The sequence below is a fragment of the Streptomyces sp. NPDC059455 genome, assembly GCF_042750115.1.
Lineage (GTDB): Bacteria > Actinomycetota > Actinomycetes > Streptomycetales > Streptomycetaceae > Streptomyces > Streptomyces endocoffeicus.
The window spans coordinates 13,422-34,993 of sequence record NZ_JBHYVB010000124.1 but is presented as its reverse complement, the minus strand read 5'-3'; the positions used below and the strand labels follow the sequence as shown (position 1 = coordinate 34,993).

Genomic DNA, 21,572 nt, shown 5'->3' with positions numbered 1-21,572 from the left:
TGCGAAAAAGGGGGATCGCTGACCGGGCGCAATCCGGTCGACCGGGGGAAGAAGGGCAGCAAACTGCACGTCCTGTCCGACGCCCAGGGCCTACCCCTCGCCCTCGGCGTCTCCGGCGCGAACGTTCACGACAGCCAGGCACTTCTGCCACTGATCCTGGGCATTCCCGCGATCCGGTCTCGACGCGGACCGCGACGACGCCGGCCCGGCAGGCTCCGCGCGGACAAGGCGTACCACTCCACCGAGCGCCTGACGTGGCTACGCAACCGTGGCATCGTCCCACGTATAGCCCGTCCCGGAATCGAGTCCAGCGAACGCCTCGGCCGACACCGCTGGAAGATCGAACGGTCGATCTCGTGGCTCTTCGGCTACCGGCGCCTGACCATCCGATACGAACGAAAGGGCACACACTTCCTGGCCTTCCTCGGCCTCGCAGCCGCCCTGACCTGCTACAAAAAGCTCGCGAAACTCACCACGTGAGACAAGCTCTTAGCGATCAAGTCTTCGTAACCGACGGCATCTTCGAGCGGCGGCGGCCCGTCGCCCATGTAGACGACGATACGCAGTCCCTCATATCCCTGGCTCAATTCGGAAACGACCGGGGCGAACGTGTCATCGACCAGAAGAATCTCGGTTTCAGACTCCTTCAGCGAGTAGATAATCTCAGCTGGGCTCCAGCGGTAGTTGACCGGGTTAACCACGCCGTTGGCCCACGGAACAGAAAGGAGAGCCTCGAGATACTTATCGGAGTTGTGGGACAGGATGCCCACTCTCTCGCCGTCGACCACCCCGAACTCTCGGAGCGCTCCGGCAAACCTGGCAACGCGATCGGCCTGATCCGAGAAGGTTCGCACCCGGTCACCGAAGATCGTGGCGGGCGCATTCGGGCTCTCTCTGAGCGAGCGGTGCAGGCCTTGAGTTAGGTACACGGTTTTCCCTCTGGTTCTTGGGAAGGAAATTCAAAGACGATGCCTGCATCAGGGTTCCTGCCCGACTTCTAATTCGTTTGCTAGCGCGGCGATCCGCATCCTCACGTCTTCCATCGTTCCGGAAGGCTCCTCACCCTGGCGTCGCGTCGCATGGAATTCCGTGACGAGTACGGTGCACGGCTCATCGGAGATCACCTGCCATCGGTGATTCGAACCGCAAAAGACGACCACGTCACCCGAATTAAGGACTTCACGGGTTCCGTCAGATGCCTCAACTGCGATCGTTCCGCTTACGACGGTGTCGATGGCAATGCTGTCGTGAGAATGAAAGCATCCAAACCCAACGCCGTCATACCAGTGAATCCCGCTGGGCTGCGCGTTAATGAGCTTCCTCTGCTCCTCGGAACCCGGGGACCATTCCATCTCTGCCAAACGCGACAGCGGGGGAAAATGCGCGCCGAACACTCGCACTCCTCCAGGAGGTGCCAACACGCTGCGAACCTTGTATGGCTCATCCGGATAGTAGGGGAGGGTCGGAGTCTCATCGAAACCCCAAATAAACCCAGCACCATAACCATTCGGGTCTGTCGACTCGATTTCCGCAATTTCAAACTTCGAAATCCCGGTCTCGATCTCGCCAAGCAAGACCCTTCTCCACGGAGCAACTGGCATTACAAAACTCCTTCGCTCAGCCGTACCTATCACAGAGTGCTGCGTGCGATCACCATAATTGCCGTACTGCACCGCCTACATATCAGCCACGATGCGTTCTCCTGTGTGGCGTTAGCGCGATCGCTCGTTGTCACACATTTGGCTTCACTCCGGTGCCAGATGCTTGAAACGGGTGGGCTGCCGATCGCCGACGATCGCGCCTGGTGCGAATGCCTCGTCGAGCGTCGCCAGCTCGTCGGGACTCAGCTGAATCTCCAAGGTGCCGAGATTCTCGGGCAACCGCCCCGGCCGGCTCATCCCAATCAGCGGCACGATGTCGTCACCGCGCGAGAGCACCCACGCGATCGCGACCTGTGCCGGCGAGACACCCCTTGCCGCCGCCAACTCTTTAAGGACGGCCACGCGTTCGAGATTGTGGAGAAGATTGTCCCCCTGAAAGCGAGGGAAATTTTGACCGCGGGGATCGTCGGCCGGCAGAGGCCATTCGATGTTACCCAACAGCAGGCCCTGCGCCACCACACTGTAAGCGACGATGCCAACTCCAAGCTCTCGTGCTGTGGGCAGGATCTCCGGCTCGATTAGCCGCGTTGCCAGCGAATACTCGATCTCGAGCGCGGCGACAGGATGGACGGCATGGGCCCGCCGGAGGTGTTCTGCATTGGCTTCGGAAAGGCCGAGGTAACGGACCTTTCCCTCCTGGATGAGATCAGCGATAGCGCCCACCGTATCCTCAACCGGAACATTCGGGTCGATGCGCCCCGGCTGATAAATGTCGATGACATCGACACCCAGCCGTTGAAGCGAGTAGGAAGCAAAATTCTTGACGGCGGCGGGCCGCATGTCGAAGCCCAAAAACGCTCCGGTAGGAGACCGCTGCGCCCCGAATTTGACGCTGATAACGGCATCGTCGCGACGCCGCCCCTTGATCGCCCGACCGATCAACATCTCATTGTGGCCCATTCCATAGAAGTCGCCCGTGTTAAGCATGTTGATCCCTGCATCGAGCGCCGTATGGATCGTGGCGATGCTGTCTGCCTCGCTCTCAGGGGTCTCGGTCTCGTGCGAGCCCTGGTAGTTCGACATCCGCATACACCCCAGCCCGATTGCTGATACGGTCGGGCCTTGCGTGCCCAGTCGCCGCATTTCCATCACAGCCTCCACTTCTTGGGCCGAAGGCCCGTCAACAGCCCACCTTGAGCGGCACGGCCTGGGGACATCTTTGTTAAGTCGAATATTCGAACTATTACGGTCGCGCCAGTGTGTTTATCAGCATCGTCGATGGGCCTCGCGCTGCGCGACCCGCAGCTAGTACCACACAGTTACCGTGAGGTTCCCCCGGGAGTTGGTCTCCCGGTTCTTTTCTCTGCCGGCCCAACAGCGAAGAAGCTCTCGTGACGGTGTCTCCGTTTCTTGGGTCCAGGGAACAGCCTTTCTGTCCCGCCCACCACCGCCACAAGGAACTCTAGGTTGTTCTCTTATGCCGCGGTGTCGTTCAGCCAGTTCACGAAACGGGAAAAGCGTTCCATGTAGTCCGCTGGCGTCTCCGCCAACGCCATGGCCTTGGCGTGCTCGCGCACCAGCTTGTATCGGGCGATGCGGTCGGCTTCATAACTGTCCAATGCCGAGGAGATGTCGTTGTGCATGAGCCGGTCGCCAAGGACATAAGCGTCCTCGATGCCAAGCGAGGCACCAGATCCAATATGGGGGGACATAGCGTGTGCGGCGTCCCCGGCGAGCACCACCCGCCCGCCCTTCCAGCGTGGGATTTCCGGAACCACGGCGACCTGACTGTAGATCACTGAGTCTTCGGGAGTAGCCATGATGACCTTGCGCAGCAGGAACTCGGAATCCCCGTCGTACAGATTCTCAACCCTGGCAAGGGCCTCCTGCTTGGGGTCTCCGGCGACCTCGTCGGTCAAACCCAACTGGGCTAGCACCCAAAAGCAGGAACCGTCGGCGAGCCGCGTCACCGCGCCGCGGGTACGGTCACGCCCGATAGTCAGGTAACCATCGCCGAGATCCCCGTCGAACGGCAGTACCGCCCGCCACACATGGTGACCGTCTTCGTAATAATGGCTTTCCGAGCCCGGAATGAGCTTCCTGCGGACCCGGGAGTTCAGGCCATCGGCGCCGACGAGCAAATCCGCACACTCGCGATCGCCATTGGCATAATGCACGGTAATGCCGGACTCGTCCTCGGCGTAATCGACCACTCCCATACCAGTGCGAATATTCTCTTCGCCGACAGCGGAGACGAGCAACGCGCTGAGCCGCTGGCGAAGCACCGTACGCCCCGGCGGCATGTCGCTCACGTCGATCAGCGCACCGGAGGGGTCGCGAAAGCCTTGGAAGCTAGGTTCGGCCCTGATCTCGGACAGCCGCGAACCAAGCCCAAGACGTTCAAGTTCGGTGATTGTGTGCTGCCAAACTCCGAGCGCAGCACCGGTCTCCCTAATCCCCGGCGCTAGTTCTCGAACCCCGACCTCAAACCCCACCCGACGCAGCGACAGCGCTGAACACAAACCGACCATGCCCGCACCGGCCACGATCACCCGGCCGCGCGACTTCACGTCGTTGCCAACCGTCGATGGATACGTCACATCGTTCCTCGCGTTGCGAATCCGAATTTCAGTCCTCTATCGCCTCAGATGGACGCTACCCGCCCGACTCTTGCCGAGTCAAGGAACAAGTAGGTCCGAAATTCGGCGCACGTGCGTGCAGTTCAAGCGTGGCGCGGCGTCCGCATCGGCAACAGTGACGAGCGACGGCATGGTCGTAGCGGCCGCGTCCCAGAAACGCCCAGCAGTCGCGCTCTCGAAGAGGGCCCAGGTCAGGGCGCAGCCCGACCACGACCTCAGCGACCGCACGACCCTTCGGCGGGACTTGCGATCACGCGGACAGCAGGAGCAGGCGGGCCATGACTACTAGAGCCGCGGTGGGCCGAACCGTCTCGCCAGCGCGCAACGGTGCAGACTAGGTCGTTACAAGGCATACCATGGTCCGACTATCGGCGGCGTCGGGTCGGATGCCGGTAGCTATCAGCACCTCATGTCCGAGTCAAGGAGATGTAATGTCGGAACTTGATCCCCTGGATCAGAGGATCTTCGGATTGCTGGCGGAGAATGGCCGGATGTCCAATCTGGAGCTGGCTGGGCACGTCGGAGTGTCGGAGAAGACGGTTCGTCAGCGGATCCGTCGATTGACCGAGCGCGACGGGATGCGAATCGGAGCCACACTGGCTCGCAGCGCGGCGCGTTCGAGGCTGATCGTCTTGGTACGCGCTGAGAGCGGTCAACGATTCGCAGTCGCTCACCGGCTCTCCGCGCTGCCGGAAGTGGACGAGGTCCACATGACGACCGGCAACTGGGAGCTGGTCGTCATGGCATCGTTCAACTCGGACAGCGATGCACTGACGTTCTACGTGAACCACGTCGAGCGGGCGGCCGGAATCGATGACTCAAGATCCACGCACATCGTCGAGACTATCTCATCAAAGACCGGCGAAAGTGCTGCCGTGTTCGAACAATTCGGAGTACGGGCTTCCTCCGCCGAGTCGCTACCAGAGCTGCTCGACCTCGTTTGCGACGCGGCCACTGAACTGCTTGGCGCCGATCGAGTGCACGTTTCGGCTGACGATTCCTGGCTGACCGGACCGGACGCTCGCTCCTGGACGAAGAGCATGCGCTGGCGCGGCCTCTCCTCTCGCTACGTCGAGGAGATTCGTATGATGGGTCGCGACAGTGCGCTCACCGTACCGAATGTCGTCAGGCACCATCAGCACCTGTTTGTGGCGGATGCGCAGACTGATCCACTTTTCGAGTCCATCAGTCATCTCGTCGCCTCAGAGGGCTACCACAGTTGGTTCGGCATGCCGGTTCGCAATGGCGATACTTTGCGGGGAACGCTCTGTCTCTACTGGAACGGAATTATCACCTACCGAGAGGATCTAGGCGTCCGATCCCAGGAACTGGCGGACATACTCGGCAAGCATCTGGCAAGGTTTGGCAACGAGCAGACCGACGCCGTCCCCGACGAGTCTGAGCTGACCGGCGCCTCGCATGACCGCGGAGGCACTCCCCGCACGTAGAAGAACACACCGACCGTGTTTCCGGGCCGGCAGCGGGCGCCCCGACCGGCCAACCCTCGCCGCCGTAGAGAGGCAGCGGCCTCCGTCACCAGCGAACAGGCAAGCGCTCCGCTCTCTCGCATTTCGTCGGTTTCAATCACGGCAGCTGTAGTTCCGATCATGGCTGGTCCTGAAGTTCGTGTCGGCGCTGGTGGCAGGCTTGCCCGACGGCTTGATGGTGGCGGCGCCAGGCCATCCAGTGCAGGACGTGTTCCGCTTCCCGGACGGGTGGCGTGAGGACGAACGCCCGGAGAAGCCGGACGAGTTCAGGACAGGTCAGCAAGACGAGCCGGGCCGGTCCGACAGGGCCGACTGTGATCGTGGCAGCGGCTGTGAGTGCGAGGACGGCTGAGGCGATCAGGGAGAACAAGGACCAGCGCATCCAGGAATTCCAGCAGGTCACCTGGCCTTCGTCCAGTCCGGTGAAGGTCTTGCCGAGCTGGAAGGTCTCCTCGATCCGCCATCTGCGGCAGATCACGTCCACGATTTGGGCGAGGGTGACGTCGCCGGGTGTCCAGCAGCGGAAGAAGGAGAGCTCGCCGGTGTATCGGTGCCGGCGGGCGACCAGGACGCTGGTGCCATCATCATGCGTGTCCGCTGGGGGTGTCGTCCGCCCGGACGTCGAGCCAGGCCCAGTCGTATTCGCGGGTGCCCTTCGTATCGTGTCCGGTCTGCATGCGCATCCACTGGTGGGGCAGCACCTTGTTGATCACCTGGCGGGCCTTCCACCTGCGGCCCGCTCCGTCGGCCACCACGTGTGTATGGGACACGCCAACTGCATAGCCGAGTCCGAACGCCCGTATTTCCGTGCGGAGTTCGCGGCCGGAGTAGACCTCGTCGCCCGCGAACCAGTGTGCATCGATGCCCGAGCCTGGGCTATCGTGACCTCCACAGCCACCGCTTCTTGAAACGTCGTCACAAACGTTCATGATCACGGTGGCCGTACCCATACCCCCACTCAGCCCCGCGAGCTGCTGACCAGGGAAGACACCGGAACTACAGCTGCCGTGTCAATGGTTGCCACGAGCCGTCGGCCCCACGTTAAGCCTTGATCCGCCGAGTGGCGGAGAGCCTGTGGATGAGGAAACGAAGAGAGGTGCCTGCTGACCTGCGATGCTGAGAGTTACCACGCAACCATCACGCACAATCAGCAAGGCACGTCGTAGATGAAAGCTTCCCACACCCCAGCAGCGGTCTCCGCTGTGTTCGATGACCGGACTCTGATCGCGCATGGCGGGCTGGTGCCGGTGATGCGGCTGGCCGAGCGGTGCGGGCTTGCCGGTCTGGTGACGGACAAGGTCAAGCTGACCGGCGCACCCAACGGTGCGGGTGCGGCGGCGGACGCCAAGGTCACCAGCATCGTGGCCGGGATGGTCGCGGGTGCGGACAGTATCGACGACCTCGACGTGCTGCGGCACGGTGCGATGCCGGCCCTGTTCGCAGGGATCCGTGCCCCGTCCACGCTGGGCACGTTCCTGCGCTCCTTCACCCACGGTCACGCGCTCCAACTGCGCGCCGTGCACCGCAGGTTCCTGACTTCACTGGCCACGCACACCCCACTGCTCCCCGGCTGCGGCGATAAGGCGTTCATCGATGTCGACTCCACGCACAAAAGGGTCTACGGCCGTACCAAGCAGGGCGCGGAGTACCGCCGGTTCAAGGGCGTCCGCACCCTGCATCCTCTGCTCGCCACGATCTGCACCCCCGCCTCGAGGCCGGTGATCGCCACCGTGCGGATGCGCCGCAGCAAGGCAGCCGACTCCCGTGGCGCCCCGAAGTTCGTCAGTGAGGCCCTGGCGACGGCGGTGGAAGCCGGCTGCACCGGCACTCGCATCCTGCGGGCGGACTCGCAGTTCTACAACGCCGGGGTCATCGCCGCCTGCCGCCGGGCCGGCGCCCGCTTCTCGGTCACCTGTGGCATGAACCCCTCCGTCAAACGCGCCGTCCTGAGCATCCCGGAAGGTGCGTGGCAGCAGATCAGCTACCCCACCGCCGTGCCCGACCCCGAGACCGGCGAGCTCATCTTTGACGCCGAAGTCGCCGAGATCCCCGCCTACACCGCGTTCACAGGCCGCAAGAAGAGCGAGCGCGTCACCGCCCGCCTCATCGTGCGCCGGGTCCGCGACCTGGCCAGATGTGCCACTATCAGCGAGCAGGGCGAACTGTTCCCCGTCTGGCGCTACCACCCCTTCTTCACCGACAACCCCGCTCCGATGCTCCAGGCCGAACGCGAGCACCGCCACCACGCGGTCGTCGAGCAGGTCATCGCCGACAGCAAAGCCGGAGCACTCGCCCACCTGCCCTCAGGGCACTTCCACGCCAACGCGGCCTGGCTCACCCTGTGGGCCATGGTCTACAACCTCCTACGGGCCACCGGCGCACTGACCTCTGTCTTCCACACCAAGGCCACCACCGCCACGCTCCGCGCCCACCTCGTCCAGATCCCGGCCCGGATCGCCCGCTCCGCACGGCGCATCACCCTGCACCTGCCGAACAACTGGCCCTGGCAACACGCCTGGACACACCTGTTCGACACCGTCCACGCACCACCCGAACCAGCCTGATCCCCTGTCCACCCGCCCCACTCACCCGGACCCAACCGGAAACTGACAACGTGGAAAAGCTGGACAGACCAGCAAATACCCCATGCCTGCATCCGGTCGGTAACTCACGCCCAGCCCAGCGAGCTCCAAAAACCGACTTCAGAACCGACCGGTGGATCGAGGCTAAGCGCTCCGCTGGAAGTGTCGCGATGCGTCGTCGGCCGACTGCGGCGCCGTCGTGGCTGGTCGCGCAGTTCCCCGCGCCCCTTCGGGACGCAACCGAACCGCACCGGACTTCAGCGAGGCCGCCTAGCGCGTGAGGATGGGGACCGGTCCCGACGTGGCGTCCTTACGGTGACGGGCATGGTTCGAATGACGCGCCGCGGCGCGCTGGTCGGGGTGGTGGCCGCGGTGCTCGCGGTGGCCGGGCTCGGGGCGTATCCGCTGTGGCCCGCACTCCAGCTCTCGAAGATCGAGAAGCGGCTCGACTGATCAGCGGTGGTGTATGCCGTGGCCGCGGCCTACACCACCGGCCGCCGACACGATGAGGGCCTCGACGGGGAGAGTAGCGATATGGACGACGAGGGCGAGCGGCTGCGGGCCGAGTGTGACCGTCTCCGGGAGGAGGTCGGGCAGCTCAGGTCCCAGGTGGAGCGGCGACGGACGGCCGCCTCAACCGATGTGCCCGGCCGCGCGTTTGAGGAGGCGGCCGGGGGCGTCGGGAAACGGGCGGATGGCGTACCCGTCGCCCGCGCACCCCAGGAACCCCCGCTCGACCCTCACGCCCCTACGGGCACGGACACCTCCTCCGCGCATCCGCGCGTCGCGGGGGTCTCCCGCCGGGGCCTGCTCGTCGCCGGTGGCGCCGTCGTGATCGCCGGGGGCGGGGCCGCCGCCGCTGTCCTCGCCCGGGACGACGGCTCGTCCTCCTCCCCTCGCCCCCGGCCGCCGCGCCCACGCCCCGTGACGAGCATTCCCGCACACCCCACGATCCGCCGCCTGGCCACTCTCGAGGGCCACTCCGGCACCCTCGGCGGGGTGTGGTTCAGCCCGGACGGGCGGACGCTGGTCTCCACCGAGGCCGATGTGGGCAACCTGCGGCTGTGGGACGTCCCTGAGCACCGGCGGATCGGCGCGCCGCTGACCTCCGCTCTCGTCGTCTTCCAGTCCGTGGCGATCAGCTCGGACGGCACGACGCTCGCCACCGGTGGCGCGGACAGGGCGCAGTTCTGGCGGATCCCCTCGCTGCACCGCGGTGGCAGGTCGCTGAGCCTGCCGGACCGCACACAGCGGCCGTTCGAGGTGGTCGCCTTCAGCCCGGACGGCAGGACGCTGGCCGCGGGCGGCACGAACGACCCGGGCGGTGACGTCGTGCGGCTGTGGGATGTGGCCTCCCGCAGACAGCGGGGCGAGCCGCTGACCGGGCACGAGGGCGGTGTCGAGGGACTGTTGTTCAGTCCGGACGGCAAGACCCTGGCCGTGAGCAGCCACGTCGGCGACGGTGTCGTGCGGCTGTGGGACGTGGCGTCCCGCAGACGGCGGGGCGAGCCACTGACCGGACACGAGGGCGGTGTGGGCGCCATGGCGTTCAGCCCGGACAGCAGGACCCTGGCGGTGAGCGCGAGTGTGGGTGGCGACGGCCTCGTACGGCTGTGGGACACGGCCACCGCCACCCAGCGCGGCAAACCACTGCGCGCCCGCACCGTCGGCGTCAGCGCGCTGGCCTACAGCGGGGACGGGAAGACCATCGTCACGCTCGGCTTCTACAGCGGGCTTGTGTTGCGCTTCTGGGACGCGGCCACGCACAAGGAACGCGCAAAGCCCTTGGAGCTCGCCTCCCTGTCCCAGCCGACGGCCTTCACGGCGGACGGGCTGACGCTGGCGACCGGCAGTTACGACGACAACGCCATACGGCTCTGGCGGATCGAGTAGCCGCCGAAGCGGCCGGTCTCGCGGTCGGTGCATCACACGGAGCGGAACAGGGGAAGGGCGGGAGCGGGCATGGAGCAGCGAGAGACGACGACGGGAGCGGGCGCCGCGGCCGAGGAGCTCAGCCAACTCCGGGCCGAACGCGACCGGTTGCTGGCCGAACGCGAACGCCTCCGCCACGAGCTGAGCGGACCGCCCTCGCGGCGCCGTCTGCTCATCGGCGCGGGAGCGGCCGTCGCAGTCGCCGCCGTGGCCGTGCCCACCGGTGTCGCCCTCTTCGGCGGCGACTCGGATGGCGGGAAGGACACCACTCGCGGCAAGCCCGGCAAGGATGCGTCCGGCAGCCCCTCCCCCACTCCCCTGCGTACACCCCCGCCCATCGCCGTCCCCGCCCATCCCAGGCTGCGCCCGCTGGCGACCCTCAAGGGACACAAGGGCGAGATCGGCACACTGTGCTTCAGCCCGGACGGGAAGATCCTGGCCTCCAGCGAAGCCCAGGACGGAGTGTTGCGCCTGTGGGACGTGGCCACCCACAAACAGCGGACGCGAGCCCTGCTCTCCTCGCTCGTCGTCTTCAAAGGAGTGGCCTTCAGCCCGGACGGCCGGACGGTGGCGACCGGCCACGAGAGCAGAGCCCAGTTCTGGGACGCGGCGACCCTGCGCCCCCACGGCAAGGAGATCGCCCAGCACGACGATCCCCTTCTGTCCTTCGAGACGATCGCCTTCAGCCCGGACGGCACGCTCTTTGCCACCAGCGGCTTCATCGACCAGGAGATCCGGTTCTATGACGTGGCAACCCATCAGCAGAAGGGCGAGCCCCTGGAGTCGGCAGGCGCCCACCAGTTGGTGTTCAGCCCGGACGGGAAGACTCTGGCCGGCGTGGACGAGTCCGGCATGGACGGCGTGCGGCTGTGGGACGTGGCCACGCGGAAACAACGGCCTCAACCGCCGGACGACTTCTTCGGCGGCGCCACTCGCATGGTGTTCAGCCTGGACAGCGGAACCCTGGCCGTCGCCGACGACTCCCCGGAAGTCCGCTTCTTCGACGCGATCACGGGCAAGGAGCGCGGCAAGCCGCTCCCCGGCCACAGTGGCTCCGTCACCGGCCTGGCCTACAGCACGGACGGCCGGACCGTCCTCACCACCGACTACAGCCGCCTGCACCTGTGGGATGCTGCCAGCCACGAACACCGAGCCGCCATCAGCAGCCCCGGCCCCTCCATCGCCCAACTCGCCTTCAGCCCCGACGGCCGCACCCTGGCCACCCTTGGCTTCCAGGACAGGACGATCCACCTGTGGGGCCTGGAGTAGGCCCGTGTGCTGCCGATCGCATGCCGGATCCAGGAGACACTCATGACGCGACTGCGACAGTGCTGGTTCTGCGCGGGCGAAACCACCGCCACACGGCACGATCGCATCGTCGGGTTGCACAGGGATGTCGAGTCCGGCCCGACCTGGTATCTGGGCGTCCGCACCAAGTGGCAGAGCATCAGCGTCCGTGTGCCACGGTGCGAGCGGTGCCATGTCGGACACACGATCGCGCAGTCCATGCTGGCGGTTTCCATCGCCGCGCCGATCGCCTACGCCGCCAGTGGTGAGTTGGACACGCTCCTCGGGATTCTGCCGAGCACATCGGCAGGCAAGGTCCGCTCGGTGATCTGGGCCGTGGTGGTCTGCCTTCCCGCACTGGTGTGGATCGCCGCCCGCCAGGCGTGGCTGCCCTGGCGCCGCCTCGCGCCCCGCCCGCTGAGCCACGCCCGTGGCCACCCGGCGGTTCAGCGCCTGAGGGAGGACGGCTGGCGCTACCGGCCGGGGCCCTTTCCGCATTGGCAGAACGCCAAGGACCCGGACCTCGACCACCTCTCCGGGCCGTCTGCCCGCCCCCGGCGGATCCTCGGCCGCATCACCGGCCTGCTCGGGCTCGCCTCCCTCGTCGTGACCGTCGTTCTGTATCTGCGGGACAGTGAGTTGGCGGCATTGTTCCTGGTGATCGCCTTCGGTCTGTTCTTCCTCTCCTCAAAGATCGACCCCGAAGTGTGAACGCGACCGGGGCCGGGCCTACGCGTCGGGGTTGCCGAATGATCTGTCCCCCGTGCGAGCTACCCGAGGTGTCCTCCATGGGGTGACGATCTTGGGCCGCCACATCCCTAGCGTTCGGAGCAGCCGCGGCGCTCCGGCCACGGATCTGGCGAAGGACTGAGGATGCAACGTTCCTACGTGGCAGAGTTAGCCACTCCCGGTCATAAGGTGCCGGTGCGGGCCTGCGTCGACGGGTCGAATCCACCGATATGGCTGTTCCCTTCAGTCGGTGAGTACCCGGTCCACGACCACTTCGTGTACGACGTGATGCTCAAGGATGAGCGTCGAACGGACCGGTACGCCGAAGCCGTCCGGCGCTACGCCCCCGGCCGGACCGTGCTCGACATCGGCACGGGGCAGGACGCGGTGTGGGCACTGGCCGCCGCCCGCGCCGGAGCGCGGCATGTGTGGGCCGTGGAGGTCATGCCCAAATCCGCGCGGATCGCCCGGGAGACCATCGCGGAGGCGGGTTTCGCCGACCTGATCACGGTGGTCGAGGGGCTGTCCACCGAGATCGAGCTCCCCGAGCCCGTCGAGATGTGCGTCTCCGAGATCATCGGCACGCTCGGCGGCTCCGAGGGCGCGGGGCCGGTACTGCGGGACGCGCGGAAGCGGCTGGTGAAGCCCGGCGGGGTGTTCATCCCGCACCGCAGCGCCACCACGGCCGTGGCCCTGGACCTGTGCGGTGCGACGGGGGGCGAACTGCCCGGTTTCCCGTCCGTCGCCTTCGGCTTCGTGGAAGAGATATTCGCCGCGGTGGGCCGCCCCTTCGACCTTCGGGTCTGTCTCGGGGGGCTGCAGGACATGCCGGAGGTGCGGGAGCGGTCCTACCTGTCCGGCCCCATCGAGGTGGAGCCGCTGGAGTTCAACGGCGCATTGCGGCCGGAGGGCGTCGACCGCGCCGAGCTGACGTTCACCCGGCCCGGCCGCTTCTCCGGGCTCGCGCTGGGCATGCGTCTGTGGGTGGCCGAGGGGGGCGGGCCAATCGACTCGCTGTCCGAATGGAGCGATTGGACCCCCGTCTACGCGGCGCTGTCGGAGGAGGGCCTGCCGGTGCGACCGGGCGACCGTTTCGTCTTCGAGTTCACCACGACGATCAGCGACGACGGCGTACACCCCGACTACGCGCTCATCGGCGAGCTGCACCGGGACAGCGGTCCGGCGGTGCCGTTGCGCTGGAGCTCGACGCACCATGGGGACGGTTTCCGCGAGACGTTCTTCCATCGCCGGCTCTTCCCCGAAGCCTGATCCACGGGCCCCGCCCCGCTCCCGAAGCGCACCGACGGGGAGACCTGTCGGAGTCCTCGCATGGGCCGGCGCCAGACCGGCCCATGAGGCCTGTCTCCGGTGCGCCATCCGGCCCGACACCACCGCTAGACTCGCCCGGTGATCAGTGTTCGACGTATCCCGGAGATATGGCACCGGTTCGATGTCACGGTCCGGGATCTCCCGCTCGGGCTGCTGATCTTCGCCGGGGCGCTCATTCCTTCGTTCCAGAACCACGGGACGCAGCTGGGCGGCCTGCCTGCCCGCCCCTTCGACGCACTGGCCATCGTGGCAGTCGCCCTCCAGAGCCTTCCGCTCGCCGTGCGGCGGCGGTGGCCGGTGGTCTGTCTCGCCCTGGTGTCGCTCGGCTTCGCCGTCGACCAGCTCCGTGGCTACCACTCGTTCGCGGGCACCGCGATGCCCGTCGCGCTGGTGAGTGTGGCGTCCCATCTGGAGCGGCACCGGCGCACCACCGCGCTCGTGTTCTCCGTGATGTATCTGCCGCTGGCGGTCGCGCTCCACCGGCTCGGTTCGGGCGCCGAGACGCCGAGCGAGTTCGCGATGTACTACCTGGCGCTGGCCCTCCCCTGGGGCATGGGGGCGTGGCTGCGCTCCACCCGGGCCATGGAGGCCGACCGCCGCCGCCGTGTCGCCGAGGCCACCCGCGCCGCGGAACGCGCCCGCATCGCCCGTGAGCTCCACGACGTGGTGACCCACCATGTGACGGCGATGGTCGTACAGGCCGAGGCGGCACGCTATCTGACCGCCGCGCCCGAGCGCCTCGACCAGGCCCTGACCGCGGTCACCGAGACCGGCAGACGTGCCACCAGCGATCTGCGGCACCTGCTGGACCTGATCAACCCCGACCACGGCATGGATGCCACGGCACCGACCGTCGGCAGACTTCGCACCCTCGTGGAGCAGACCCGCCGGTCCGGGCAGCCGGTGGAGTTCACCGAGGAGGGCGCACCGGCGGGGTCGACCGGCAGCGCCGACCTGGTTGCCTACCGGGTCGTACAGGAGGCCCTGACGAACGCCCTCAAGTACGCCCACGGCAGCCGCACTTCGGTCCAAGTCCACCACGGGGAAAGCGAGATCACCGTGGAGGTCAGCACGGACGGCTCCGGCTCGCGGGCCACCGCCTCGCCCGGCGGGAGCGGGCGGGGGCTGGCCGGTCTGCGCGAACGGGTCGACGTCCTGGGCGGCGACTTCAGCGCGGGCGCCCGGACGAACGGTGGCTTCGTCGTCCGGGCACGGATACCCGCGGGGAGCCCCTCGTGAGCGAGTCGATCCGGGTCCTGGTCTGCGACGACCAGGTGCTGGTCCGCACCGGGCTGGTGACGATCATCGACGCCCAGCCCGACCTCGAGGTGGTGGGTGAGTGCGAAGACGGGCAGACCGCGGTCGACCTCGCCGGCCGGCTGCACCCGGACGTCGTGGTGATGGACGTCCGCATGCCGGTGCTCAATGGCATCGAGGCCACCCGCCTGCTGGCCGGTGTGGCGGTGCGGCATCCCGTCAAGGTGCTCGTGGTGACCACGTTCAACCTGGACACATACGTCTACGAGGCGCTACGCGCGGGGGCGAGCGGGTTCCTGCTCAAGGACGCACCGCCGTCCCAACTGCTGCACGGGATCCGGACCGTGGCCACGGGCGCCGCCCTGCTGGACCCCGAGGTGACGCGCCAGCTCGTGGGCAGGTACGCCGCCCGGATCCGGCCTCCCGAGGGCGCCCCGCACGACATCCCGCTGACCCCTCGCGAACTTGAGGTGCTCGGCCTCATCGCCAACGGCCTGTCCAACAGTGAGATCGCCGCGACGCTGGTGATCAGCCAGGAGACCGTCAAGACCTTCGTGTCACGCATCCTCACCAAACTCGGGCTCCGCGACCGTGTGCAAGCGGTCGTCTACGCCTACCGCCAGGGTCTGGTGACCTGACGCGCCACGCGGCTGACCACCGCGGCTCATGCCGTGATCAGTTGCTCGCTCATCTCCCAGAGCCGCCGGGCGGACCTCGGGTCGATGGCATATGGCACGACATCGGCGGGAGGGTCCTGGTCGGTGCCGAAGGCGATGGGGGCCGGGTTCTCGTCCAGCGGTGAGATGTCGTTGTCCTTGAGGTAGACACCGCCGATCCCGGCGAGGAGTGGGCTGGCCGCCGCGAAGACGGTGGTGCTCGCCCCCTGTTGCGGGTTCTTGATCCCGCGGTCGGGGTCGACGACGGGCCGGCCGGACTCGTCGAGCAGCCCCATGGCCCTCTGCTGCTCCTCGCCGACCGAGTCGTTCAGTTTCGTGCCGACGACGACCCCCGGGTGCACGGCGTAGCCGCGGATGCCGTCCTGGGACCAGCGGCGGTCCAGCTCGACGGCGAACAGCACATTGGCCGTCTTGGACTGGCCGTAGGCGAGGTGGCCGTCGTAGCCCGTGGTGAAGTGCGGATCGTCCCAGCGGATGTCGGAGAGTCGATGGCCACCGGATGACACGTTGACGACCCGGGCACCGTGAGCGGCGCGCAGCGCGGGCAGCAGGCCCAGGGTCAGCTGGAAGTGGCCCAGGTGGTTGGTGGCGAACTGCGGCTCGTAGCCGCGTGCGTCGCGCACCAGGCGTTCGGGGAGCGGCAAACCGGCGTTGTTGACCAGGATGTGGAGCGGGCGGCCGGAGTCGAGGTACCGGGCCGCGAAGGCGTCGATCGACGTCGGGTCGAGCAGGTCGAGCCGACTGACCTCGACACCCTCGATCCCGGCCAGCGCGGCCGCGGCGCGGTCCGGGTGGCGCGAGCCGACGGTGACGGCCGCGCCGGCCTTGCCGAGTGCCCGGGTGGTCTCCAGGCCCAGTCCGGCGTGGCCGGCGGTGATGACGGCGTGGGTGCCGGACAGGTCGATGCCCGCGAGCACCTCGGCGGCCGTCGACGCCGCGGTGAAACCGGACCCGAGGGGGTGTTGTGTGTGATGCATGGGTCCACTCTCGGGCGGGCCCCTCGTACTTTGAATACTTGCACGTTCGGGGTTTTTGCTCGATCGTACGGATATGGCCGACGACCAGCTGTCCGAAGTGTTCGACCACATCCAGATCCGGGGACTGATGTCGAGCGGCTTCGCGGCCCGGGGGCACTGGGTGGCGCGCGGCGCCATCGACCATCCCCTGAAGTTCATCGCGGTGGCGCGCGGTCGCGCGTGGCTTACCACCGACAGCACCGGGAACCCCCTCGCCCTCGACACGGGCGACGTCGCCATCCTGAACAGTCAGGCCTGGCTGGAGCTCCGGGGAGGTGCCGGTGACGGGCCGCCCCACGACATCGATGTGACCACGGCGAGCTACACCTCCCTCCGCGAGGACGACGCCGACCACGCCGGGGCCGATGTGGTCCTCGGCGGCCACGTCGCGCTCAACTCGGTGGGCCGGACCCTGCTGCTCCAGGCGCTTCCGCCGGTGGGGCATGTCCGGGCGTCCCCCGCCGCGACCCACCTGCGGGACAGGCTGGACCAGATCCTCGAGGAGCTGACCGGCGACCGCGTCGGCTCCGCGTTCGCCATCCGGCAGCACGGCCAGCTCCTGCTGCTCGACATGTTGCGCGCCTACGTCGACCAGGCCGAGCTCCCCTCGGGGTGGCTGCGGGCACTGACCGACGACCGTCTGCATCCGGCACTCAGCCTCATGCACGCCGAACCGGCGAAGCCCTGGCGGCTGGAGACGCTGGCGAGCGCCTCGGCGATGTCACGGACGTCCTTCGCCACGCACTTCCGGACCGTGGCGGGCATGCCGCCGCTCACCTATCTCAACCGCTGGCGGATGCTGCTGGCGCAGCGCGCCCTGCGTGACGGCGACGATCCCATCGGGTCGCTGGCATCCGACCTGGGGTACACATCCGTGAGCGCCTTCAGCTCCGCGTTCAAACGGGAGGTGGGAGAGTCACCGCTGCGCTACCGGCACCGGCTGCGTGACGAGAAGCTCGCCCATTGACCCCCGCCGCGTCGAGGCTGAGCGGCCTGCTCCGCTCCGGGGCACCGAACACTTCGTCACCGCGACACGCGTCGGTCAGCTCTTCGTTCCCACGGCCCAGAGCACGGCGTCGCCGGACTTGATCACACCATTTCCGTCGGCCTGGAACACGAGGACCGCTCCTGGGTGGCCATTGGTCCGTGAGGACCAGAGGTGCTGCCCCTCGCTGTTGTAGACGACCAGGTTGCGGTCCGCCTGGAAGCGGGCGGAGTTGCCCTCGCCCTTGGTCATCGCAGCCCAGCGTGGCTTGTGGTCCTGGTCGTGGACCACCAGACTGCCGTCTTCCTGCATGATCAGACTCCTGGTCCCGGCCACCACAGACTCTCCGGTCGCCAGCTCGAACGTGGCCTTTATGACCTTAAGTGGCGCGTCCTTCTCCTGGGGCTCCTGAGGTTCTTGGGGCTCCTGGGCCGAGGCGGCCGCCCTGCGTGGACGGGGAGGAATCGGCCGAGGAACGCTGCGTACCGAAGTGGAGGGCGACCACCACCGCCACCGCGGCCGCGACCGCCGCGATGGCGGTGGGCAGCAGCCAGGCAGGCGACGGCCCCGGCCGGGCTCGGCCAGGACAGCGGGGACAGTGTCGGACCTCATCGCCCTCGGGACCGATTCCTGACCGGCGGGGGCCGCGACGGGAGGATGTGCGAGGTCGACCAGGGTGCCTGCCGAATGTTCGGTCTCGGTCAGTTTTCCGGCGAGAACCCTGGGGCATTCCTCGAGCCAACGCCCGATCCGGCCACCCCTGTCCTCCAGCCAACCGCTCAGCTGGGCTGCCGTCGGGCGCGCGGCCGGGTCCTTGGCCAGACACGCGGTGAGCAGCGGCACCAGCTCCGGGGCGACGCCTTCGAGATCGGGTTCCTCGTGGACCACTCGGTACATCAGGGCGGCCGCGGGGATCTGTTCCTCCGCGTGCGAGAAGGGGTCGCGCCCGGTTGCGGCGTAGACCAGCACGGCGGCCAGCGAGAACACGTCGGCGGGTTCGGCGGCGACACCGCCGATGGCCTGGTCCCGTCCCGGTGCGCAAGGCCGGCCTGGTGCACGGCCCGCACAGCGCCGCACAGTTCGGAGACGGCGTCGTATGCCTCGCCGTACTTGTCATCGCGGTCGCGCAGCGAGAAGCGCCGGGAATCGAAGCGCGTAATCGTCACCGGCTTCAAGACCACCCACGCGCGCAAGCTCACCCCCGCCCAGAAGGAGGCCAACCGCATCCTCGCCGCCGGACGCGATTCCGTCGAACACGGCTTCGCCCTCCTGAAGAACCTGCGGATCCTCACCAAAGCGTGTCCCCGACGGTCGGACCACTGGGCCAGGTGCTTGACTTCGGTAGGATCCTGGTTCACCCACGGGCGTCCACGTCCAGCGGAGGCTCCATGTTTTCGGCGCCCGCCTCGATTCCCGCCCTCCTTCGCCACCTTGCCCGCGCCGCGGAGAACGCGCACTTCACCGGCATGGTGGTCGTCCTGGCACGCACTGCGGACGCGCGGGCACTGCCACATCGGGGACAACTTCGCCTGGCGGTTTGTCGATTCCCTCCATTCGGCCCCCGAGGCACTGAGCCCTTTTCCATCTTGATCAGGTGGTGAGTTCGAGGGCGACGACGGCACGGACGACGGTGGTGATTCGGATGGTGCTGCAACGGAGCTTCCGCAGGAGCCGCCAGCACTTGAGGGTGGCCATGGTGCGTTCGCCGAGGCTGCGGATCTTGACGTGATCGCGGTTGTGACGCCGACGCCAGCCGCGCAGGTTCTTGCCCCGTAGGGCTGGTCGGCGGCGATACGGTCGACGGCCTCGCGTATGTACCGGTAGACCGTCGTGGTCCCGACGCGGAATCCTGCTGCGAGGCGGGCGTAGGTGTCGCCGCAGCGAAGGTGCGCCAGGACGAGTAAGGCCTGCCGACCGCAGGTCAGGCGACGCCACCGGGAGCCGATATGACGGCCGTGACCCGCGAGGAGACCGGAGATGTGCTGCCGGGGTCGCCCGTCCAACCTCCCGTCAGGCTGGAAACAGCTCAGTACTCAGGCGCAAGCAGTCGGGGTAAGAAGACCTATGCCGCACCAATTCTGTTGGTTCAGGTGATCGAGTACGGCCGTCTCCGCCGGACTCGGATGGCGTCGTACCCCGGCAATGACAGGTTCGGCCAGTGCAGGCAGAAGCGGGCGGGCCAGTTTCTCGAAGCCTTCAGGGAGGGCCGAAGCCGGGGCGACAGTAACACCCAGGCCCTGCGCCGCCAGTCGTACCGCAGTGGAAATCTGTGAGGCTCGGGCCACTGTGCGAGGGCTCAGGCCCGCGTCGGCGAGCTTGCGAGCCAGGTACTCATCGAGGAGGCTGGCGCGCCGGAACCTAACCCACCCCTCTGACGCCAGATCCTCCAAGCGCAGGGGCGCGCCATCTTCCAGAAGGGGGTGTCCTTCCGGCAGGACGGCTACGTAGGCCTCCTCGCCCAGAACGCGGATGTCGAATGAGCAGCCCTCGGGAATGCGGTGCACTAGAACCATGTCGAGGACACCCTGGCGGGCCAGGCGTTCCATGTCTGCGGGGTCGGGCTCCTCGTGGAGAGTCACCTGCAGCTTGGGGTGGTGGTGGCGTAGCTGCCCCAGCGCTTGCGGCAACTGACGTGCACCCAGGCCCATGTGGACAGCGATGATGAGCTCGCCCGCCAACTCGCCATCGGCGGCGCGGGCAGCCGCGAAGGCCCGCCGGGACGCTGTCGTCGCAATCTCCGCTTCCGCGAGGAAGGCTCGCCCAGCAATCGTCACCGTGACCCCGCTCGGGGTACGGGTAAACAGTCTTACCCCAAGGTGCTTTTCCAGGGTGCCGATCTGCTGCGACAGAGACGGCTGTGTGACCCGTAGGCGCTCCGCTGCCGCGGTCATGGAGCCCTCCTCGGCAACGGCGAGAGCGTATTCGTACTGTCGCAGATTCATGCACGTTGACCTTCGAACGACATAGAGGATGTCAATGCAGTATATGCGGATTCACTATTTTTCTCTATGACCGATCGATTCTACCGTGGTGCGCATGCATGACGGCGACCAGGAGCGGGTGGGTGCGAGCCGGCAGTCTCATCACGCCGACCTGCAGAGTCCTGTGTCGCTCGGTGCGGATCCAGGAAGCCGCGGAGCCCACATCTGGCTCCAGCCGTTTCGACCCAAGGAGAAGACATGCGTCTCGCAAACAAAGTAGCCCTCGTCACAGGCGCGAGCACGGGCCTCGGTCTGGCGATCGCCGAAAGATTCGCCGCTGAGGGCGCCCACGTCTACATCACGGGCCGACGGAAGGATGCACTCGACACGGCGAAGGCATCCATCGAAGGACGAGTCACTGCCGTCGCTGCGGACGCCACTTCGTCGGGTGATCTCGATGGTCTGGTCGAAGCCATCCGCCGAGAGAGCGGACACCTCGACGTGGTTGTCGCAAATGCGGGAAACATTGAGCGGATGAACTTCGGGGACGTGACCGAGGATCACTTCGACCGCACGTTTGACCTCAACGCCCGCGGCACGTTGTTCACCGTCCAGAAGGCGCTGCCGCTGCTGCGAACGGGCGGCTCGATCGTTCTGTTGGGCTCGATCACGGCTTTCAAGGGGGATCCCGGGGCAGGGACATACAGCGCGGCCAAGGCTGCCGTGCGCTCCTACGCCCGCACATGGGCGGCAGAGTTCGCCGACCGCGGCCTTCGAGTCAACGTGCTGAGCCCGGGGCCGATCGACACGCTCATCATCGATGGGCAAGCTGACTACTTCGGGCAGGACCCGGCAGCCGTCCGAACCATGATGAGCACTCTCGTCCCGATGCGTCGCCTCGGGCGCCCCGAGGAGATTGCCAGCGGTGCATTGTTCCTCGCTTCAGACGAGAGCAGCTTCATGACGGGCGCGGAACTTTGCATCGACGGCGGTATGGCTCAGGTGTAGCTGCCGGGTCGCCGAGATGAGATGGCACTGCCGGGCCGGCGGTCACGGCGGTGGGCCCACCGCCTCCGTCGCTTCCCGCGCACCAGAGCCACAGCCTCCTTCGGCTGGTACTCAAGTCGGCA

General features: G+C 67.0%; 21 protein-coding genes and 1 pseudogene. 12 read left to right on the top strand and 10 right to left on the bottom strand.

From position 1 onward, the window contains the following. Positions 1-480, top strand: a 480-nt coding sequence (locus ACFXB5_RS34475) for an IS5 family transposase (protein WP_385215449.1), incomplete at its 5' end; no start/stop codon positions are given. On the opposite strand, the gene ACFXB5_RS34470 is transcribed toward ACFXB5_RS34475, so the two are convergent. From ACFXB5_RS34470 to ACFXB5_RS34455, 4 genes are all read right to left on the bottom strand, one after another. After that, positions 450-929 (bottom strand): AMP-binding protein, encoded by a 480-nt coding sequence (locus tag ACFXB5_RS34470; protein ID WP_385215446.1) that lies wholly within the window; start codon positions 927-929, stop codon positions 450-452. The two genes, ACFXB5_RS34475 and ACFXB5_RS34470, sit on opposite strands and share 31 nt — an antisense overlap. 48 nt (positions 930-977) lie before the next feature. Continuing rightward, positions 978-1,574, bottom strand: coding sequence for a hypothetical protein (locus ACFXB5_RS34465; RefSeq protein ID WP_385215443.1), 597 nt, complete (start codon positions 1,572-1,574; stop codon positions 978-980). Positions 1,575-1,745: 171 nt separating this feature from the next. Further along, a complete protein-coding gene (locus ACFXB5_RS34460; RefSeq protein WP_385215451.1) occupies positions 1,746-2,744 on the bottom strand; it encodes an aldo/keto reductase in 999 nt (332 codons plus the stop codon). 332 nt (positions 2,745-3,076) lie between these two features. Continuing rightward, entirely contained in the window at positions 3,077-4,201 is a 1,125-nt protein-coding gene (locus tag ACFXB5_RS34455) for an FAD-dependent monooxygenase (RefSeq protein WP_385215441.1), read from the bottom strand. Positions 4,202-4,671: 470 nt separating this feature from the next. Here ACFXB5_RS34455 and ACFXB5_RS34450 point away from each other — a divergent pair, with 470 nt between their 5' ends. Then, positions 4,672-5,688 (top strand): AsnC family transcriptional regulator, encoded by a 1,017-nt coding sequence (locus tag ACFXB5_RS34450; RefSeq protein ID WP_385215437.1) that lies wholly within the window; start codon positions 4,672-4,674, stop codon positions 5,686-5,688. Positions 5,689-5,845: 157 nt separating this feature from the next. Here ACFXB5_RS34450 and ACFXB5_RS34445 read toward each other — a convergent pair whose 3' ends face one another. After that, entirely contained in the window at positions 5,846-6,211 is a 366-nt protein-coding gene (locus ACFXB5_RS34445; protein ID WP_385215435.1) for a hypothetical protein, read from the bottom strand. 100 nt (positions 6,212-6,311) lie between these two features. Continuing rightward, complete coding sequence (locus tag ACFXB5_RS34440) at positions 6,312-6,497, bottom strand: hypothetical protein (RefSeq protein ID WP_385215433.1); 186 nt, start codon at positions 6,495-6,497, stop codon at positions 6,312-6,314. Positions 6,498-6,893: 396 nt separating this feature from the next. On the opposite strand from ACFXB5_RS34440, the gene ACFXB5_RS34435 reads away from it, so the two are divergent. The 8 genes from ACFXB5_RS34435 (at position 6,894) to ACFXB5_RS34400 (ending at position 15,481) form a co-directional block, all read left to right on the top strand. Beyond that, entirely contained in the window at positions 6,894-8,291 is a 1,398-nt protein-coding gene (locus ACFXB5_RS34435; RefSeq protein WP_385215431.1) for an IS1380 family transposase, read from the top strand. 342 nt (positions 8,292-8,633) lie between these two features. After that, positions 8,634-8,762 carry a twin-arginine translocation signal domain-containing protein gene (locus tag ACFXB5_RS34430; protein ID WP_385215428.1) on the top strand — a complete coding sequence of 43 codons (129 nt, stop codon included), beginning with the start codon at positions 8,634-8,636 and terminating at the stop codon, positions 8,760-8,762. 18 nt (positions 8,763-8,780) lie between these two features. Continuing rightward, entirely contained in the window at positions 8,781-10,202 is a 1,422-nt protein-coding gene (locus ACFXB5_RS34425; protein ID WP_385215425.1) for a hypothetical protein, read from the top strand. Positions 10,203-10,271: 69 nt separating this feature from the next. Further along, the gene (locus tag ACFXB5_RS34420; protein ID WP_385215422.1) at positions 10,272-11,510 is read left to right on the top strand and encodes a WD40 repeat domain-containing protein; all 1,239 of its coding nucleotides are present in this window, start codon (positions 10,272-10,274) and stop codon (positions 11,508-11,510) included. A gap of 42 nt (positions 11,511-11,552) precedes the next feature. Further along, positions 11,553-12,239, top strand: a complete 687-nt coding sequence (locus tag ACFXB5_RS34415) for a hypothetical protein (protein WP_385215420.1) — start codon at positions 11,553-11,555, stop codon at positions 12,237-12,239. A 162-nt stretch (positions 12,240-12,401) separates the two neighbouring features. Continuing rightward, positions 12,402-13,526, top strand: coding sequence for a 50S ribosomal protein L11 methyltransferase (locus ACFXB5_RS34410; RefSeq protein WP_385215417.1), 1,125 nt, complete (start codon positions 12,402-12,404; stop codon positions 13,524-13,526). A 138-nt stretch (positions 13,527-13,664) separates the two neighbouring features. Then, positions 13,665-14,825: a sensor histidine kinase gene (locus tag ACFXB5_RS34405; protein WP_385215415.1), complete on the top strand. Its 1,161-nt coding sequence runs from the start codon at positions 13,665-13,667 to the stop codon at positions 14,823-14,825. After that, positions 14,822-15,481 carry a response regulator gene (locus ACFXB5_RS34400; RefSeq protein ID WP_385215414.1) on the top strand — a complete coding sequence of 220 codons (660 nt, stop codon included), beginning with the start codon at positions 14,822-14,824 and terminating at the stop codon, positions 15,479-15,481. Before ACFXB5_RS34405 ends, ACFXB5_RS34400 begins: the two co-directional genes overlap by 4 nt. Positions 15,482-15,507: 26 nt before the next feature. On the opposite strand, the gene ACFXB5_RS34395 is transcribed toward ACFXB5_RS34400, so the two are convergent. Next, positions 15,508-16,497 (bottom strand): SDR family NAD(P)-dependent oxidoreductase, encoded by a 990-nt coding sequence (locus ACFXB5_RS34395; RefSeq protein ID WP_385215412.1) that lies wholly within the window; start codon positions 16,495-16,497, stop codon positions 15,508-15,510. Positions 16,498-16,570: 73 nt separating this feature from the next. Here ACFXB5_RS34395 and ACFXB5_RS34390 point away from each other — a divergent pair, with 73 nt between their 5' ends. Then, on the top strand, positions 16,571-17,503 hold the full coding sequence (locus tag ACFXB5_RS34390) for an AraC family transcriptional regulator (RefSeq protein ID WP_385215409.1): 933 nt from the start codon (positions 16,571-16,573) through the stop codon (positions 17,501-17,503). A gap of 75 nt (positions 17,504-17,578) precedes the next feature. Here the strand turns inward: ACFXB5_RS34390 and ACFXB5_RS34385 are convergent, their stop codons facing one another. The 3 genes and pseudogenes from ACFXB5_RS34385 to ACFXB5_RS34375 all read right to left on the bottom strand — a co-directional run bounded on the left by ACFXB5_RS34385 (position 17,579) and on the right by ACFXB5_RS34375 (position 20,463). Further along, a complete protein-coding gene (locus ACFXB5_RS34385) occupies positions 17,579-18,508 on the bottom strand; it encodes a hypothetical protein (protein ID WP_385215406.1) in 930 nt (309 codons plus the stop codon). A 603-nt stretch (positions 18,509-19,111) separates the two neighbouring features. Further along, positions 19,112-19,524 (bottom strand): annotated as a pseudogene (locus tag ACFXB5_RS34380) (transposase family protein). 30 nt (positions 19,525-19,554) lie between these two features. Beyond that, positions 19,555-20,463 (bottom strand): LysR family transcriptional regulator, encoded by a 909-nt coding sequence (locus ACFXB5_RS34375; protein WP_385215404.1) that lies wholly within the window; start codon positions 20,461-20,463, stop codon positions 19,555-19,557. Positions 20,464-20,700: 237 nt separating this feature from the next. On the opposite strand from ACFXB5_RS34375, the gene ACFXB5_RS34370 reads away from it, so the two are divergent. Then, the gene (locus ACFXB5_RS34370) at positions 20,701-21,450 is read left to right on the top strand and encodes an SDR family NAD(P)-dependent oxidoreductase (RefSeq protein ID WP_385215401.1); all 750 of its coding nucleotides are present in this window, start codon (positions 20,701-20,703) and stop codon (positions 21,448-21,450) included. Positions 21,451-21,572 lie beyond the last annotated feature (122 nt).